The sequence below is a fragment of the Francisella sp. 19X1-34 genome, assembly GCF_041102755.1.
GTDB lineage: Bacteria > Pseudomonadota > Gammaproteobacteria > Francisellales > Francisellaceae > Francisella.
The window spans coordinates 1-16,669 of sequence record NZ_JBGCTX010000053.1 but is presented as its reverse complement, the minus strand read 5'-3'; the positions used below and the strand labels follow the sequence as shown (position 1 = coordinate 16,669).

Sequence of the window (16,669 nt, the reverse complement as noted above, 5' to 3'; positions counted from 1 at the left end):
TTACTGCCTTTCAACTTTTAAATAACAACGGTTTAGCTATTTTCAATCTAATTTATATTTTTTGTGCACAGAACCTAGTTTAACTCCCAGATATTTGGAAATTAGCAGACTATTTAAGAGGGATAGTATGAAAAAATATAATACAAAATCTATTTTAGAGATAGCATCTATGCTTTCTTTGGAAAAAACTGAAGTAACTAATCGCCTTAGGATAATTGGAGGTTATAGAGAAGAACTTACAAAGTCTTCCTCTAAAGCTAGATTAGATAAAGAAGACATAGAGTATATAATAAGTTTTGAGGTATTTGAACAGACTGATAGGCAGGGAGGCAATGTATTGGTAGAAAAAATCAAAAAGCATCCAGATAAATATAGAATATTTACTCATAGCTTATTTGATAAAAAATTGGCTGAATAATAAATCTTTCTTGATTGAATTAAGTTTCTAAATACTTAGTAGATAAAAGCAACGTAGCCCTCTATTTTCATTATTAATAAAATAAAATCTTATATTTCTATATAAAATTTATACATCTTAAATAGCTTCTAATTTTAGTTTTAGTAAAAAATAAGAAGTTGCTGTATATTTTATTGACCATTAAATAATAATGGTTATCATTACTGAATAAATAAAAAGTAAATGATAATTAACCTCAATTGGAGTGATGATGGATAAAAAACAAAATGCTGCTTTTCGTGCTAGATGTGTAGTAAAACAGAAGTTATATGGTGTCTTAGCAACACAGTCTAATTCTATGCCAGGATACCCTTTTGGCTCGATGGTTCAATATGCTATCAATCAAGATGGCAATATTATCATATATGTAGCTAAGATTTCTCAGCATACACGCAATATTAACCTCGATGATAAAGTGTCATTAACAATAATTGCTGATGAGGCTAATGATATTAGAGAAACTGCGAGAGTAACTCTATTAGGTAAAGCAAGAAAATCTGAGTTAGAAAATAATCACCATATTTACTCATTGTTTTTCCCAAATAATTCTGATGCAACTCAAAATGTTGTTCATAAAGGATTTGAATACTATGAGTTGGAGATAGAACGTGTCAGATTTATTGGTGGCTTTGCTGATGCTCATTGGATTAAAAAAGATGACTTTTGTTTAAAACAAAATTTCACAGGTGATTCTATATCTAGTGTTGTGAAGCATATGAATGAAGACCATTTAGAGCTTCTTAAGCTATGCTATCAGCTATATGCTCTAAACCAAGGATATTACTCTCAACTTAGAATGATATATTTTGACCAAGAAGGGCTATGGTTACAAAGTGAGCATAAAAATCACTATATCAATTTTGAAAAGCCTGTAGAAACGCTTTCAAGCCTTAAGACAGCATTTATAGAAATGGGTAAGAAAGCTAGAGAGCAACAAGGTCAAGATTAATTATGCTTAGCTATTTTTTGAGTCAGTTTGGACTAGTAGGTTATTTAATGCTATTGGTAAGTTTAGTACTTACTGCTATATGTATCGAAAGATGTATTACATTTGTTTTCTTACCGAGGTTTAAATCGTTACAGATTGAAAGCTTAATAATTTTAGTTGGCCAAGGTGATAGTAATGCTATAAAAAATAGAATAAATAATACTAATAGTAAGCTTTCTAAGTATATTGCACCATTACTTTTAGAATCTAAAGATATCGCTGAGAATGCTGTTAGCATACAGATGCGTAAAGAGCGTAAGCGCTTGCAGCAACCATTGGTTTGGTTAAACTTCTTTGCTGTAGTTTCACCGATGTTAGGTTTGCTAGGAACTATTTGGAGTATGAGTCACTCATTTAAAGCTCTTGCTGAGTCTCTTAATGGTAGTGGTCTTGAGCATATGATCTTATATTTATCTGAGGCTATGTACGCGACAGCTTTGGGTATTATTTTAGCGTTACTTAGCATGTTTACTTTCTATTGTTTTAGACATTATAGTGAGAGCTATCTATTTCGTGCTGAAGAGGTTTTAAATGATCTTGCACTAGGGTTAGAGCGTCAAAAAATAGCTAATAAAACGCAATACTTAACAGATAATCTTTATGTGAAAAAGCAGGCTTAGATATGATTTCAAGTACAAATAAATCTCATAATAGTAGTCTTGATTTAGATGAACCAAATCTAATTCCACTACTTGACTTTATGCTTGTATTGCTAGTGATGTTTGTGCTGTTAGCTGGACCAGTCCAACATATACTTAAGTTGCCGTTACCTGAAGTCAAAGGTCAAGCGGTATCACAAAGTAAAGCATTGAAGATGACAGTATATATAAAAAGCTCAAAGAATTTTCTTATCAACAATAAGCATTTTGAATCTCTTGGAAGTCTTCAAAGATACCTTAAAAGCATACAGAAAAGTAAGGATTTAAAAGAGATAGAGATAGCTGCCGATAAGAAAATATCACTACAAAATATGCTTGAGATTTTTGCTGCTATAAAAGAGTTAGGACTAACTACTGCAGATATTCAAGTAACTAAATAGCCTTAAACTAAGATAAGAAAAATGAAAAAAAATATATTAGTGAGAATTATATTATCACTACTTATGTTCTCGTGTGCATATTCTCAACAAACTCAGCAGGAAAATAATGGTGATACTGTTGATTTAGGTGAGATTGAGGTAGCAGCTGTAAAAAAAGCGGATGTTGGAAACATAAAAAAAGATAAAAAGAAAAAAGAGTCTGTAGAGCAAAGTGCAAATGCTGCACCTCCATTATCTACATCTAATTCAAAGAACTCTTTGATTTTATCAACTGCTGATCAGCTAAATAAATTACAAGGGGTGCAGATATTTAGTGGAAGTAGAGAGATATCCCAAAACATAAGTATGGGAGGCTTAGCTTTTAATAGAGTATTTGTAGGTATTGATGGTATCAATAATAACTTTGCTTCCTTTGGTCATAACTCAACACGTCAGCTACCTAGTGAGTCTCTTTATAAGCAAGTATCAGCAGATCAGTCAGGTAGTAATATAGTCTATGGTAACGGCGCATTAGGTGGTGCTGTAAACTTTGAAACTATTGATCCTAGTGATTTATTAAAAGGTAGATCATTTGCTACTAAGCTAGGCGTAGGTGGAGAAACAGGTGATCTGGGAGTTAATGGTAATACAGCAGTAGCTTTCAAGGCAGGCGATTTTAGTTACTTATTTGATATTGTTGGCGGTCGTAATAATGATATTAGATTAGGGAATCATACTAATCTACCTTTCTCAGCAAGTAATAATCTACAGTTCTTATTAAAAGGCGTTTGGAATATTTCAAAGATACAAACTTTTAAGGCTTATTGGTTATCAATGCAGAATAATGGACTTTATCCGGCGACGATAAATGATGTTGTAGGAGAATATAATCCACCTTCAAAGTTTAACTTCTTACAACAACAAGTAATGCTGGAGTATTATCTAAATCCTAATAATCCTTATGTTAATTTAGCAGCTAAAGTTTTTTATATCAGAAATAACTATAACTCTAATCCTATCAATGATGGTCAAGGTTTTGCAGTGCCTCAAAATATAAAGATTAATACTACTGGTTTTAGGGTTACAAACAAGACTTTTGTTCTAAAGCAAAACCTAGTTTACGGTACAGAGTTTAAATTTTTTAATGGCTTTAATGTCGGGAAAAATAGTTTAAATTTCCCTACAGCTAATCAGCAAACCTATAGTGGATATTTACAGGATAGTTGGGATATTACTTCTAAATTAAATATAACTCTAGGTGGGCGTGTTAATGGATACCATAGCCAAAGTGGGAAGCTACAGAACGGAGGGGCTTTTTTCACAAAACAAGGAAGTATTAGTTATAAAATTATTAAACCATTAAAAGTATACTTTGCTTATACAGAAGGTTATAGAATTCCATCTCTACAAGATTTATTCTTAGGTGGAAGTCATCCAGGAATGAGTTTCTTACAATTTGTTCCAAATGCTAATTTAAAGCCAGAAATAGGACATAATAAATCTGTTGGTATTACTGTTAATAAGCAACTAACGCCGACACAGAGTTTCTATTTTAATAGTAATATATTTCTAAATGATGTTAGTAATTTTATAGTTGATTCAAAAGTAAATGCTTCTCAGCAGATTTATAAAATACAAAATATAAATATTTCTCATGCTCAACTATTTGGTTATAGTTTGGCATTTAAATATCATAATAGTTGGTTTGATTTTGGTACAAACTTCACTTATACAAGAGGAGAGAGCTTATCTGCTTATCAAGGATCTGGAGGTAGTTTAGTGCCTTCAGGAAGCCCATTACCTATTCCTAGAGCAAAAGGAATAGCAACACTTGATATTCCAATCAAGCCAATAGATAGCTCTTTTCAAACAAGTATTAATTATGCTTTAACACAAAATAGAGTTCCACCTGGAGGTGAGAACCCAATTAGTAATGTTCCTGGTTATGTCTTACTGAACCTAGGTTATAAATGGCAACCTAAACGCTTTAAAGGGTTAAATGTAAGTGCTGGGGTTAATAACGTTTTTAATAGGTATTATCAAAACTATGATGGACAAAATCTTGTACCAGCTATGGGGCGAAATTTTTATTTGCAAGCAAGCTATAATTTTTAGAGAGGACATATATGCTTAGGACACTTAAGTTTACAGTAGCAATTGTTGGTTCAATATTCGTTGATTACAGTATTTATGCTGCATTAAATCAGTCAAAATCTACACAATGGTATATTGGTGAAACTCAACTAAAATCTCAATCAATTGAGGAGATAGTTAAGAAAATAAATATAGTTAGTCAACCAAAGACTAGCTCTAAAGAAGTTACTGCTAAAGAGCTAAAACATGCAACAAAAGCAGTTAAAAAAACAAAAAATACCAAAGCTAAGTTAACTAAGAATAAACCTCATAAACAAGAAAAGTCTAATATACATAAGAAATCTGCAAACGTTAATGTTAAAGAGAATAAAGCCATAGCTAAAATAACCCAACAGCCAAAATTAAAATATACACCACCAAAACTAGACTACCCGAGCTCTGCGATTAAGAATAATGAACAAGGTCATGTAAGAATAAAAGCAAATATAAATTCAAAAGGTCAAGTTGTTGGAGTTCATATTTTACAATCTAGTGGTTTTGATGATTTGGATCAGGCTGCAATTAAATGGTTTGAGAAATTAGTCTTTACTCCAGCAAAAAGCGGTTTTACAAATGTCTCAACAACAGTTGAGCAGACAATATCATTTAATTTAAAGGAACAACAAAATGCCTAGAATAAATAAGTTAAATACTTTTATATTATTAATAATGTTATGTGCTTTTTCAAATAGCTTTGCAAAGTCAATTATTACAATTGGACCTACCGCAAGCTCAATAACTTCAACGTTTGATAATAAAGATATAATTGGTAGTGATTTAGAGAGCGTGAAAAAGATTAGCAAGCATGGCAATACTCATGTGAAAAATATAGGTTATATGCGAGCTTTAACTATAGAAAGTATTGTTGCTTTGAAACCTGATATTGTTATTGTTGATCCATCAGCTTCGCCAGCTTCAGTAATTAATAGACTTAACAACTTTGGTATCAAGACTATACGTCTTAGAAAGGCTAATAACCTAAACGATGTTAAAGAAAACATTTTAACTATTGCTAATATTACAGACTCTAAAAAAGCAGCTAATAAATTGATTGAAAAGTTAGATAATCAAGAAAATAAAACTCAAGAAATTATTAATCAATACTATAAACAAAAGCCTAATAAGACTAAACCAAAAGTTTTACTATTATTACAAATATCTGGTAATGGTGCCTATCTGTTAGGTAAAAATACTATAGGAGATACTTGGTTAAAATCTGTTGGGGCAGATAATATTTTAGGTTTTACAGGGATGAGGCCTGTATCAAAAGAAGGTCTATTAAGTCTTAAACCATCAGTTGTCATTGTAGCTCAGGCAAATAAAAAAGCCGCTGTTCCTTATAAGCAGCAGCTTGATTTCTTACATAATCAGAATGGTACTAAGATTGCTAAGTTAAATGCTATTAGACTAGATAATTTTGGTAGTACTTTTGGAAGTACTAAACTTCAGCTAGCACAAAAGATTTACTTATAGGTGGGATAATGGATTCAACACAAGCTTTTGCAAGAAAACTATTTGTTACTCAGCGAAGAAAGTATCAGTTATGGAGTATCATTTTAATAGCATTATTGATTGTAGTTTGCTTTTTATCAATTAAGCTTGGCGCTTTAAGTTTTAATCTTGATAGTATATTTGACAAAAATAATACTTTAGTTGAGCAAGTTGTTTTACAGTTGCGTTTGCCAAGATTAGTTGCCTCAGCAGTTGTTGGAGCTGGACTTGCAGTATCAGGAGTGATGATGCAGGGGCTTTTTAGAAATCCTCTAGCAGATCCTGCTCTTTTAGGTATGACTAGTGGGGCATCTTTATTTGCGATTATATTTCTACTGGCGACTGAGAATATTATTCAAACTAGTTTTATAGCCACTTGGGGAATGGGTATAAGTGCATTTGTAGGCAGTTTAGTTATCACTTTCATAACGTATCTATTATCTGTTACAAAGGGAAGAAGCAATTTAGGCATATTAGTTTTAGCTGGTGTTGCTATTAATGCTCTATGTGGTGCTTTAATAGGTGTGATGACATACTTATCAGATGATGGGATTTTACGTAATATTACTTTTTGGCAAATGGGAAGCTTTGCCAATATTACATTGGGGCAAGTTGTATTTTTATTAGTTAGTGTTTTTGTGGCAATTTTATTCATGAGAAATATTTCAAAATATCTAAATGCTATGATCTCTGGAGAAGAGTATGCAAGAATGCTGGGGATAAATATTCAACAGTATAAATTCAAAAGTATAGTTATTATCGCTCTTTTAGTTGGGGCAAGTACTGCTGTAGCTGGACCAATTGCTTTTATCGGGCTTGTTGTGCCTCATATTATGCGTTTTTTGATAGGTAATGAGCATAAGTATTTGATGTTTTTTTCAGCGATATTTGGAGCTTTGTTATTAACAGTTGCAGATATTTTATCAAGAATGATTTTATCACCAGCGGAGTTGCCGATTGGTTTAATGACAGCTCTTATTGGCGCACCATATTTTGTATATCTTCTATTTAGTAAAAAAGTTCAAAATGGAGGAAACTAAATGCTATCGATAAATAATATTTCATTAAATATTGGCAGAAAAAAACTCCTAGATGATGTGTCATTTAAAGTCACTAAAGGTTCTATTACAGGTATCTTAGGTGCAAATGGAGCTGGTAAGTCAACACTGCTAAAGTTGATATGTAGGGATTTTCATAATTATACTGGAGAAATCCTGTTAGATAATCAGTTACTAAAAAACATACCTGCTAATCAACTAAGTAAACAAATAGCTTTAGTTCGACAACATGAGTCAGTATCTACAGATATAAAAGTTATTGATTATGTTTTACTAGGAACGTTAGCTTATACCAATGGACGCTTAAAAGAAGATTCATATCTTAGAGCCATAAAGGCTTTAAGGATTTTTGAAGCAGAGATGTTTTGTCAAAAAAGTTATCAGCAACTTTCTGGAGGTGAGCGCCAGCGTGTCCAGTTAGCAAGAGCATTAGTACAGCTAAATAGTAATGATAAAGAGTATAGTGGATACTTATTCTTAGATGAGTATAGTGCCCATATGGATATATATTATCAACGTCAAACATTAGAGATTTTAAAGCGACTGATATCACAGAATAGTTTAGCGATATTAGTAATAGGGCATGATTTGAATATTGCTTTAGAATATTACGAAAATAGTCTACTGCTTAAAAATAGTAAAGCTATAGCTTTTGATAAAACAAAAAATGTTTTGACGAAACACAATATTCAAAAAGCTTTTAACATCGATGTTAGATTAGTCAGTTTAGAAGATCGTGCTCGTGATTTAATTGTCTTTTAGAATACAAAATTTTATGAAAATTTTATACTTTTTTTATTATTTCCTAATAGAACTTTTATACCTTTAGAATCTATAATCTATCACCTTTGAAAATTGATATAAATTTAAAATATAAAAAGAGGTTGATATGATTTTTCTTTCTGCAGTTGTAATGATAACTTTAGCGGTTTATATGACTTTGGCTCTTATCTTTCCAGATAAATTCTAATTGTTAGGGGTAAGGTATGTATCTAAACTTTATAATATTTGTAATCTTTATAGTAATAATAGCTTTGTTAACAAAGCCATTAGGGAGCTATATATTTAAAGTTTTTAATAATGAAAAAACTAATTTAGATTGGTTTGCTAGACCATTCCAAAGATTATATTTGTTATTCTTGGGGGAGAGCTCAAGAAAAGAACAAACAGCAAAGGCTTATTTTTTTAGTTTATTAAGTTTCTCAATAATGGCTTTTATCTTTGTCTTTCTAATACTAGTCTTACAAGGAGTTTTTCCTTTAAATCCTCAAGAAATAAAAAGTATGAGCCTTTCCCAAGCATTCAATACAGCTATTAGCTTTGTGACAAATACAAACTGGCAGAGTTATTCTGGAGAAACAGGTGTTAGCTATTTTTCGCAGATGATAGCTCTTGGGGTACAAAATTTTGCTTCAGCAGCTGTTGGATTATCTGTAGCAATTGCTTTGATAAGGTCTATAGCTAGACATGAAACAGCAACAGTTGGTAATTTCTGGAATGATCTTGGCAAAGGCATATTTTGGATATTATTACCGATATCAATAGTTATTGCGGTTGTATATGTATTCCAAGGAGTGCCACAAAATATAATGGCATATTTACATGTTCATACTCTAGCTGGGAGTGAGCAAATTATTCCACAAGGTCCTGTAGCTTCTCAAGAAGCAATAAAGTCACTTGGAACTAATGGAGGAGGTTTCTTTGGAGCTAATTCAGCACATCCATATGAGAATCCAACACTAATAACAAATTATATCCAAATGGTCTCAATATTTGCGATACCGGCAGCTTTAACTTACACATTTGGTAAATGGGTTGGAAATACAAAGCAAGGCTGGACTATTTTTGGAGTGATGTTGGTTTTATTTATCATCTCTTTACTTATTATGACAATTTCAGAGCTTCATGGTTTAGATTTTCTTGATAGTAAGCATATCCAAGATATATATGGTCAAGTAGGTCACTTATCTAATATGGAAGGTAAAGAAACTCGCTTTGGTATATTTAATTCAACTTTGTATAACACTGTATCTACATCAGCTTCAGATGGTGGAGTAAATAGTGTAATCGATAGTTATTCTGCTATTGGTGGAATGATGGCTATGCTAAATATGGCAATAGGTGAAGTTGTATTTGGAGGTATTGGAGCTGGTTTTTACGGTTTCTTTATGTTTTTAATGTTAGCTGTATTTATTGGCTCATTAATGATCGGTAGAGCGCCAAGCTTTTTAGGTAAACGCATAGAAGCTAATGATATGAAATGGACTATGCTTGCTTTATTAGTTTCGCCATGTTGTGTATTGGTATTTACAGGGTTAGCTAGTGTTATACCAAGTGTGCATGCATCTTTAACAAATAGTGGTGCTCATGGCTTCTCTGAAATATTATATGCCTATATTTCAGGAGCAAATAATAACGGTAGCTCTTTTGCAGGCTTAGCGGCAAATACTAATTATTTAAATATAACTATAGCATTGAGTATGTTTATTGGTAGATTTGGCATAATTTTTGCAGTGTTAATGTTAGCTGGGTCTTTAGTTAAGAAAAAGCGTAGCTTACAAATATGTGAAATTAGTTCATTAGATACGACAAGTATTATTTTCTCAATATTAGTGCTTTTTACAATATTAATAATTGGTGGTTTAACAATATTCCCAGCATTAGGTTTAGGTCCAATATTAGATCAATTAAATCTAACTTATTTATAGGTTGAAGTTATGAGTACAAAAAAGTCTCCTAGTCTATTATCAAAAGAGCTATTAGTTCCAGCTCTAAAAAAAACTTTTACAAAATGTGATCCTCGTCAGATGATCAAAAACCCAGTTATGTTCTGTGTTGAAGTTGTTACTTTATTATGTACGTTATATTTAATTACAGAGCTTTTTTCTGGTCAAAGCATTGGTTTTACATTACAAGTAGTTATTTGGCTGTGGTTTACAATATTTTTTGCCAACTTTGCTGAGGGTATTGCTGAAGGTAGAGGTAAGGCTCAAGCAGATACGTTAAAAGCAGCTAAGTCAAAGCTCTTTGCTATGAAAGAAGATAGTGAGGGGAATCTTACAAAAGTAGATGCAGAGAGCCTTAAAATAGGTGATATTGTCTTTGTTGATACTAATAATTTTATCCCATGTGATGGTGATGTTATTGAAGGTATGGCGACAATTGATGAATCAGCAATAACAGGTGAGTCAGAACCCGTTGTCAAAGAGGCAGGTTCCGATAACTCAGCAGTAACAGCTGGTACAAAAGTTTTATCTGATAGTGTCAAAATTAAAGTCACATCTAATCCTGGCGAGAGCTTTTTAGATAAGATGATAGATCTTGTTGAGAATGCCAAAAGGCTTAAGTCACCAAATGAAATTGCTTTGACTATTTTATTATCGGGTTTGACGTTGATTTTTGTATTTGCGATATGCTCTTTATATGGCATGGCAATGTATAGTAAAATACAGTTATCAGCAGTAGTCTTGATAGCTTTATTTGTGACTTTAATACCAACAACAATAGCAGGCCTGCTTTCAGCTGTTGGGATATCAGGTATGGATAGATTATTAAAGTTTAATATAGTAGCTATGTCAGGTAGAGCTGTAGAGTCTTCCGGTAATATTGATTTATTACTTTTAGATAAAACAGGAACCATTACATTAGGTAATCGTTTTGCAACAGATTTTATTCCATTAGGGGCGGCTTCTCCAGAGGAGCTTGCACATGCTGCATGGTTATGCTCTTTAGTCGATGAGACACCTGAAGGTAAATCAATTGTTAAACTAGCAGAAAAAAACTTTGGTTTTGATAAAAAGAAAGTAGATTTATCAGAGGCAGAAATTATACCTTTCTCAGCATATACAAGAATGAGTGGTATAGACTATCAAAACTTAGAAATAAGAAAAGGGGCTATATCTTCTGTAGATAGCTATCTAGAAGGTAAGCTTGATAGCGGTTTAGCTGCGATGTTTAAAAAAGTAACTGAACAAATATCAGAACAAGGTGGTACACCTCTAGCAGTAGCTCAAAAAGATAGGCTTTTAGGGGTTGTACATCTTAAAGATATTATTAAACCAAAGATTAAACAGCGTTTTGAAGAGTTACGTAAAATGGGTGTGCAGACTGTAATGATTACAGGTGATAACCCTCTAACTGCGGCAGCGATTGCAGCTGAAGCAGGTGTTGATGATTTTGTCGCTCAAGCATCACCTCAAGATAAGCTAGATTATATTATAAAAGCTCAAGAAGAAGGTAAAACTGTAGCAATGTGTGGTGATGGAACAAATGATGCTCCTGCACTTGCTCAAGCAGATGTTGGTATTGCTATGGCTACAGGAACCTCTGCAGCTAGAGAAGCTGGGAATATGGTTGATCTAGATTCAGATCCTAAGAAAATCATAGAGATCGTTAAAATTGGTAAGCAGATACTGGTTACTCGAGGAGCTCTAACAACATTTAGCGTGACGAATGATATTGCAAAATATTTTGTAGTAATTCCTGCACTATTTGTAACAGCTTTTCCAAGTTTGGGTGCTATGAATATAATGAATCTTCATTCATCTACAAGTGCAATATTATCAGCTGTGATATTTAATGCCTTAATTATTATATTTTTGATTCCTATGGCTCTAATAGGGGTAAAAAACGTAGTTGCATCATCACAAACTTTATTACGTAAGAACCTTTTATATTATGGCTTAGGTGGCGTAATAGTGCCATTTATATGTATTAAGTTGATTGATATGTTTATTACTGCTATTCATTTGGTTTAGGTAAGGAGAGTATAGGATGTTAAATTTATTTAAATCATTTAAAGCGATGCTTTTATTCACTCTGGTATTAGGAGTAGTTTATCCATTTTTTATTATGTCAGTTGGTTATACTGTATCAAAAAGTACAACAACAGGATCTCAAGATTACTATAATGGCAAGCTAGTTGGATCTAAGTTGATTGGCCAAGTTATGCCGAGAAATTTATTCCAAACAAGACCATCAGCATTAAATGATAATCCATTAGCAACTGGCGGAACAAACTATGCTGTTAATAATAAAACTCAGCTAAAAGAGGTTAAAGAAAGAGTTAGCAAGCTACAAGCTAGATACGGATCTAAGACTATTCCTGAAGATATGATCTTTGCTTCAGCTAGCGGAATTGATCCTGATATAAGTTTACAAGCAGCTAAGTATCAAGCTGAGTATGTAGCTAAGAAAAATAACTTACCAGTTAAACAAGTAGAGCAGCTAATAGAGAAAAATACAACTAAGCATTTACTAGGAATCGATACAGTGAATGTTCTTAATTTGAATATTGATCTACTTAAAATTTTAAATAAAAAAGTTTCTTAGTTATAGATTTTAATGATAGTGATGTAAATCATTAGTTAGTTTCTCTGCTATAATTTTCTTAGTAGCTTTTAAGCTTTATCAAATTCACTTATAGAGACTTAAATGGATAATAAACAAAAAGTAGATGCATTATTAAATTTAGCAAATAAAAGCCAAGAGTCAAAAAAAGGTAAGCTAAAAATCTTTCTTGGATATGCTCCTGGTGTTGGTAAAAGCTACGCAATGCTAAATAATGCAAAATCTCTACAGCGTGATAATAAAGATGTTGTCGTTGGCCTTTTAGTAACTCATGGTAGAGCCGAGACTCAAGCTTTGCTTGATGGTTTAGAGCTTATGCCTCTTAAAAAAATAAACTATCGTGGCAAGATATTTGAAGAGTTAGATCTAGATGCGATAAGGGCTAGAAAACCAGATATTGTTATAATTGATGAACTACCACATACAAATCTTGCAACATCAAGAAATAAAAAGCGCTATATTGATATAGAAGAGCTACTTGATGAAGGAATATCTGTTTATACAGCTATCAATATTCAACATATTGCTAGCTTATCCTATGAAGTTACACAAATAACTCAGGCTAATGTTAATGAAATAGTTCCAAATGACTTTATCCAGTCAGCAGATGAACTCGTTGTTGTAGATATTACTCCAGAAGAGCTTATAAAAAGATTAAAACAAGGTAAGGTTTATAAAAGCGATGCTATAGATAGAGCTTTAGAACGATATTTTCAGTATACAAATCTCACGATACTTAGAGACTATACCTTTAGAATGGCTGCAAATCATGTCGGTCAAGATATCCAACAGTATCGAAAGCTTTATCAAAATGGCAATGCCATTGCTACATCGCCATACGTGCTAGTATGTTGCGGTTATGATGAGGCTACGCCAAGTTTATTACGTAAAGGAAAGCTCTTAGCTACGACATTAAATGCTAGGCTAATGGCAGTATTTGTGCAAAAGCCAAATAAAATAGCAACTAAGCTTAGTTTTGGTGTGATCAGACGCTATAAGATGTTAGCAAGTAGCTTAGGTTATAGTATAGACCATATATTGGGAGATAGAGTATCTGATGGGATACTTGAGTATGCAAACTCAATAGGAGCAACAGATTTAGTTATTGGTAAATCTATAAGGCCAAAGTGGAAAGACAAAATTTTGGGCTCAGTTGTTTATGATATTATTCGCAATAATAATGGTATGCAGATACATATCGTTTCAATTAATAAGAAAGACCATAAGCTTGAAGTTGTATCTAAAAATAAGAAGAATAAATTTAAAGAGCTATTTGTTGATACATTAAAGTCTGCGCTTATAACAGCTCTTGCTGGTATTGTTATATTTTTTAGTTTAGATTTTGCAGGACTTGTATCACAGACACTTTGTTTTTTAATAGTTATAGCGGCATGTGCTTATAGATATGGCTTAGTATCGTCAATAGTAACGTCATTAGTAGGCTTCTTTTTATATACTTATTTATATCTAGAGCCAAACTTTGTTTTACATATTTCTAGTTTAGCTGAGTTAATTACTTTAGCTATATTTATGATAATAGTTGTTTCCTCTAGTCATGTTATTTTAAGGACAAAAAGAGCTTTTATACTTCTTAAAGAAAGAGAAAATAATATATCTATACTCTATCGTTTTACCAAAATGTTTAATGAAAAGAGCTTAGATAAAGATCTACGATCAATATTTTTACATGCTTTAGAAGAGTACTTTAAGTGTGATTTTGTTTTTTTAAGTGTTTCAGGTTCTGAACTTGATTCTGCGGCATTTCCCCAGCATCCTAATTTTAACCAAAAAGAACTAGCTGCTGCAAAATGGAGCTTTAAATATAAAGTTAGCTGTGGCAAAGGGACAAATACTTTTGCGGGCTTAAATTGGACTATAGAGCCACTAGTAATCGAAAATAGAGTTTTAGGAGTTATTGCAATATACCTAAAATCTGAGGAAACAATAGAGAGAATAGCTTCTGACAGTGTGCTTTTAAGCAGTATGCTTTCTCATATATCACATCTGCTTCTTAAGAGAAGTTTAGAAAAAGAAGAGAAGAAATCATTACTTTTAGATGAGCAACGTAAGCTACAAAAATCAATGCTATCATCAGTGTCACATGATCTTAAGACTCCTTTAGCATCAATAATGGGAGCTTTAAGTAGTGTTAAATCTTTTAAAGATTCATTTAGCCAACAACAACAAGATGAAATGTTAGATTTAGCGTTAATTGAATCAAAAAGGCTAGATAATTATATCGATAATATCGTGCAAATGTTCAAGGTAGATTCAGGTAAACTTTCATTAAAAATACAAAGTGTTAATAGCAATGTTTTTCTTGATGAGATCAAAAATATTTGCTTTCGTGTATATAGCTCACAAAAGCTTAAGTTCATAGCTCCAAAAGAGCCTTTTAATATAGAGATGGATCCAATATTGTTTCAGCAAGTTATTTTAAATTTAGTTGATAATGCCGTAAAATTTACATCTGATCCTGAGAAAGAAATAGTTGTTAGTTTAAAAAGGAAAAATGATAATAGTTGCCTTTTTGAAGTTGCTGATCAAGGTGTAGGACTGAGTGAGTTTGATTTAGAGAAAATATTTACAATATTTCATCGAATAGAGAAAGAAGATAGCTATACTCATGGTAATGGCTTAGGTCTTGCCATATGTAAAGGTATAGTTTCAGCACATAATGGCAAAATACGTGCTTATAGTGATGGAGAGGGTAAGGGAAGTGTATTTAAAATAACTCTTTCTTTAGTTTCAAATGTTAAAAATAGTTGATACTAAGTATAAATATGAGGCGTAGGAAATGGTACAAAAAATATTACTAGTTGAAGATGAACCTCAGATAAGAAAACTATTAGAAAAAACATTTCTAGTCTTAGGCTATGATATTGAGTCTGCTACAACAGCAGTTGAAGCTAGTAAACTTTTAAGTAGTTATACTCCTGATGTTATAGTTCTTGATTTAGGTTTACCTGATCAAGATGGCCAAGAGTGGCTTAGATCTATGCGAGTACATAACTCTACTCCTGTGATAATTGTTTCAGCACGTAATGATACCGAAGAAGTTGTAAAAGCTCTTGAAAGTGGTGCTAATGATTATGTTAAGAAACCATTTGATATGCCAGAGCTTATAGCTAGGGTTAGGCGACAATTAATGACTTTAGAAGGATCTCAGAAAAAATCTAATTTACTTAAGTTTGCTAATCTAAGTGTAGATTTAGATGATCATAAAGTCATTCTTGATGAGCAAGAGATTCATTTATCAAAAAAAGAGTTTATGATTCTATCCCATTTGGTAAGTCATGCAGGTAAGCTTGTTATGCAAAATACGATTTTAAATGAAGTTTGGGGTAATTGTTATGGAGACGGTGCACAGTATCTTAGAGTTTATATAGGGCAATTAAGGAAGAAGTTAGCGTCATGTAAAAAGCAACCTCTGATAACAACTGAAAATGCTGTGGGCTATCGTTTTATCGAAGCTGATTAGTTTTGTTAAATAAGAAAATATATCAGGAGTTACTCTATAAAAATGCCTTGCAAAAGGAGGGTATTTGCATTTTAATTAGTCTAGAAAATTGTTTTAATAATAGAAATTAGAGAAGTTTTAACAAACATAGGAGAGATATTTAATATGAAAAAAGTCCTTATAGGAATAGGTTTAGCTACTATGGCTTTATCAACAGGGTTTTGTACTAATGTAACTAGTAAAAGTAGCTGTACAGCTGATTCGTATAATAAGTCATGTCAGTTAGCAGTAACAAAAGCAGAAGTTAAGCTTCTAAAAGATTCTAATGCAGAAGTTAAGATGCGTATCAAAAACTCTAGTGATAAGACTGCTGATATTGTTGCAGCATATTCTCCAATTGATAGAGAAACACAGTTGCATCATTTTGTCCAAAATAGTAAAGGTCAAAAGGTTATGAAGCAGATTAAGAATATAGAAATATATCCTCATAACTCTGTTGCATTATCATTTCAAGAGCTACATGTAATGCTAGAAGGTCTTAATAAGAAACTACAGGCGGGTGATAAAGTTCCTCTTGTATTAATTCTTGATGATGGAAGCTCTATTTCAATAGATGCAACTGTAGGATAAAATATTTAATTGACCCTTTACAGACTTTTGTGTAAATTTTTCATAGGCTACCAATCCTATCTTCAAATTTAATCATAAAATGTGC

General features: G+C 32.2%; 15 protein-coding genes. All 15 read left to right on the top strand.

Annotated features, from left to right (window positions below):
* Positions 1–127: 127 nt before the first annotated feature.
* The 15 genes from AB8E56_RS08775 (at position 128) to AB8E56_RS08705 (ending at position 16,584) form a co-directional block, all read left to right on the top strand.
* Complete coding sequence (locus tag AB8E56_RS08775; RefSeq protein WP_329480178.1) at positions 128–418, top strand: hypothetical protein; 291 nt, start codon at positions 128–130, stop codon at positions 416–418.
* Positions 419–668: 250 nt separating this feature from the next.
* On the top strand, positions 669–1,406 hold the full coding sequence (locus AB8E56_RS08770; protein WP_329480175.1) for a DUF2470 domain-containing protein: 738 nt from the start codon (positions 669–671) through the stop codon (positions 1,404–1,406).
* Positions 1,407–1,408: 2 nt separating this feature from the next.
* A complete protein-coding gene (locus tag AB8E56_RS08765) occupies positions 1,409–2,065 on the top strand; it encodes a MotA/TolQ/ExbB proton channel family protein (RefSeq protein ID WP_329480173.1) in 657 nt (218 codons plus the stop codon).
* Positions 2,066–2,067: 2 nt separating this feature from the next.
* On the top strand, positions 2,068–2,484 hold the full coding sequence (locus tag AB8E56_RS08760; protein ID WP_329480171.1) for a biopolymer transporter ExbD: 417 nt from the start codon (positions 2,068–2,070) through the stop codon (positions 2,482–2,484).
* Positions 2,485–2,505: 21 nt separating this feature from the next.
* Positions 2,506–4,578 (top strand): TonB-dependent receptor, encoded by a 2,073-nt coding sequence (locus tag AB8E56_RS08755; protein WP_329480169.1) that lies wholly within the window; start codon positions 2,506–2,508, stop codon positions 4,576–4,578.
* Between the two features lie 11 nt (positions 4,579–4,589).
* On the top strand, positions 4,590–5,231 hold the full coding sequence (locus AB8E56_RS08750) for a TonB family protein (RefSeq protein WP_329480167.1): 642 nt from the start codon (positions 4,590–4,592) through the stop codon (positions 5,229–5,231).
* Positions 5,224–6,069 (top strand): ABC transporter substrate-binding protein, encoded by an 846-nt coding sequence (locus AB8E56_RS08745; protein ID WP_329480165.1) that lies wholly within the window; start codon positions 5,224–5,226, stop codon positions 6,067–6,069. Before AB8E56_RS08750 ends, AB8E56_RS08745 begins: the two co-directional genes overlap by 8 nt.
* Before the next feature lie 8 nt (positions 6,070–6,077).
* On the top strand, positions 6,078–7,127 hold the full coding sequence (locus tag AB8E56_RS08740; protein ID WP_329480163.1) for an iron ABC transporter permease: 1,050 nt from the start codon (positions 6,078–6,080) through the stop codon (positions 7,125–7,127).
* Positions 7,128–7,907 carry an ATP-binding cassette domain-containing protein gene (locus AB8E56_RS08735; protein WP_329480161.1) on the top strand — a complete coding sequence of 260 codons (780 nt, stop codon included), beginning with the start codon at positions 7,128–7,130 and terminating at the stop codon, positions 7,905–7,907.
* Between the two features lie 224 nt (positions 7,908–8,131).
* Entirely contained in the window at positions 8,132–9,853 is a 1,722-nt protein-coding gene (kdpA, locus tag AB8E56_RS08730; protein WP_329480159.1) for a potassium-transporting ATPase subunit KdpA, read from the top strand.
* Positions 9,854–9,862: 9 nt separating this feature from the next.
* Entirely contained in the window at positions 9,863–11,902 is a 2,040-nt protein-coding gene (gene kdpB, locus AB8E56_RS08725) for a potassium-transporting ATPase subunit KdpB (protein ID WP_329480157.1), read from the top strand.
* A 16-nt stretch (positions 11,903–11,918) separates the two neighbouring features.
* On the top strand, positions 11,919–12,476 hold the full coding sequence (locus AB8E56_RS08720; protein ID WP_329480155.1) for a potassium-transporting ATPase subunit C: 558 nt from the start codon (positions 11,919–11,921) through the stop codon (positions 12,474–12,476).
* 102 nt (positions 12,477–12,578) lie between these two features.
* Positions 12,579–15,263: an ATP-binding protein gene (locus AB8E56_RS08715; protein ID WP_329480153.1), complete on the top strand. Its 2,685-nt coding sequence runs from the start codon at positions 12,579–12,581 to the stop codon at positions 15,261–15,263.
* Positions 15,264–15,291: 28 nt separating this feature from the next.
* Positions 15,292–15,975, top strand: a complete 684-nt coding sequence (locus tag AB8E56_RS08710; protein ID WP_329480151.1) for a response regulator transcription factor — start codon at positions 15,292–15,294, stop codon at positions 15,973–15,975.
* A gap of 144 nt (positions 15,976–16,119) precedes the next feature.
* The gene (locus AB8E56_RS08705; protein ID WP_329480149.1) at positions 16,120–16,584 is read left to right on the top strand and encodes a copper chaperone PCu(A)C; all 465 of its coding nucleotides are present in this window, start codon (positions 16,120–16,122) and stop codon (positions 16,582–16,584) included.
* The last annotated feature ends 85 nt before the right edge of the window (positions 16,585–16,669 follow it).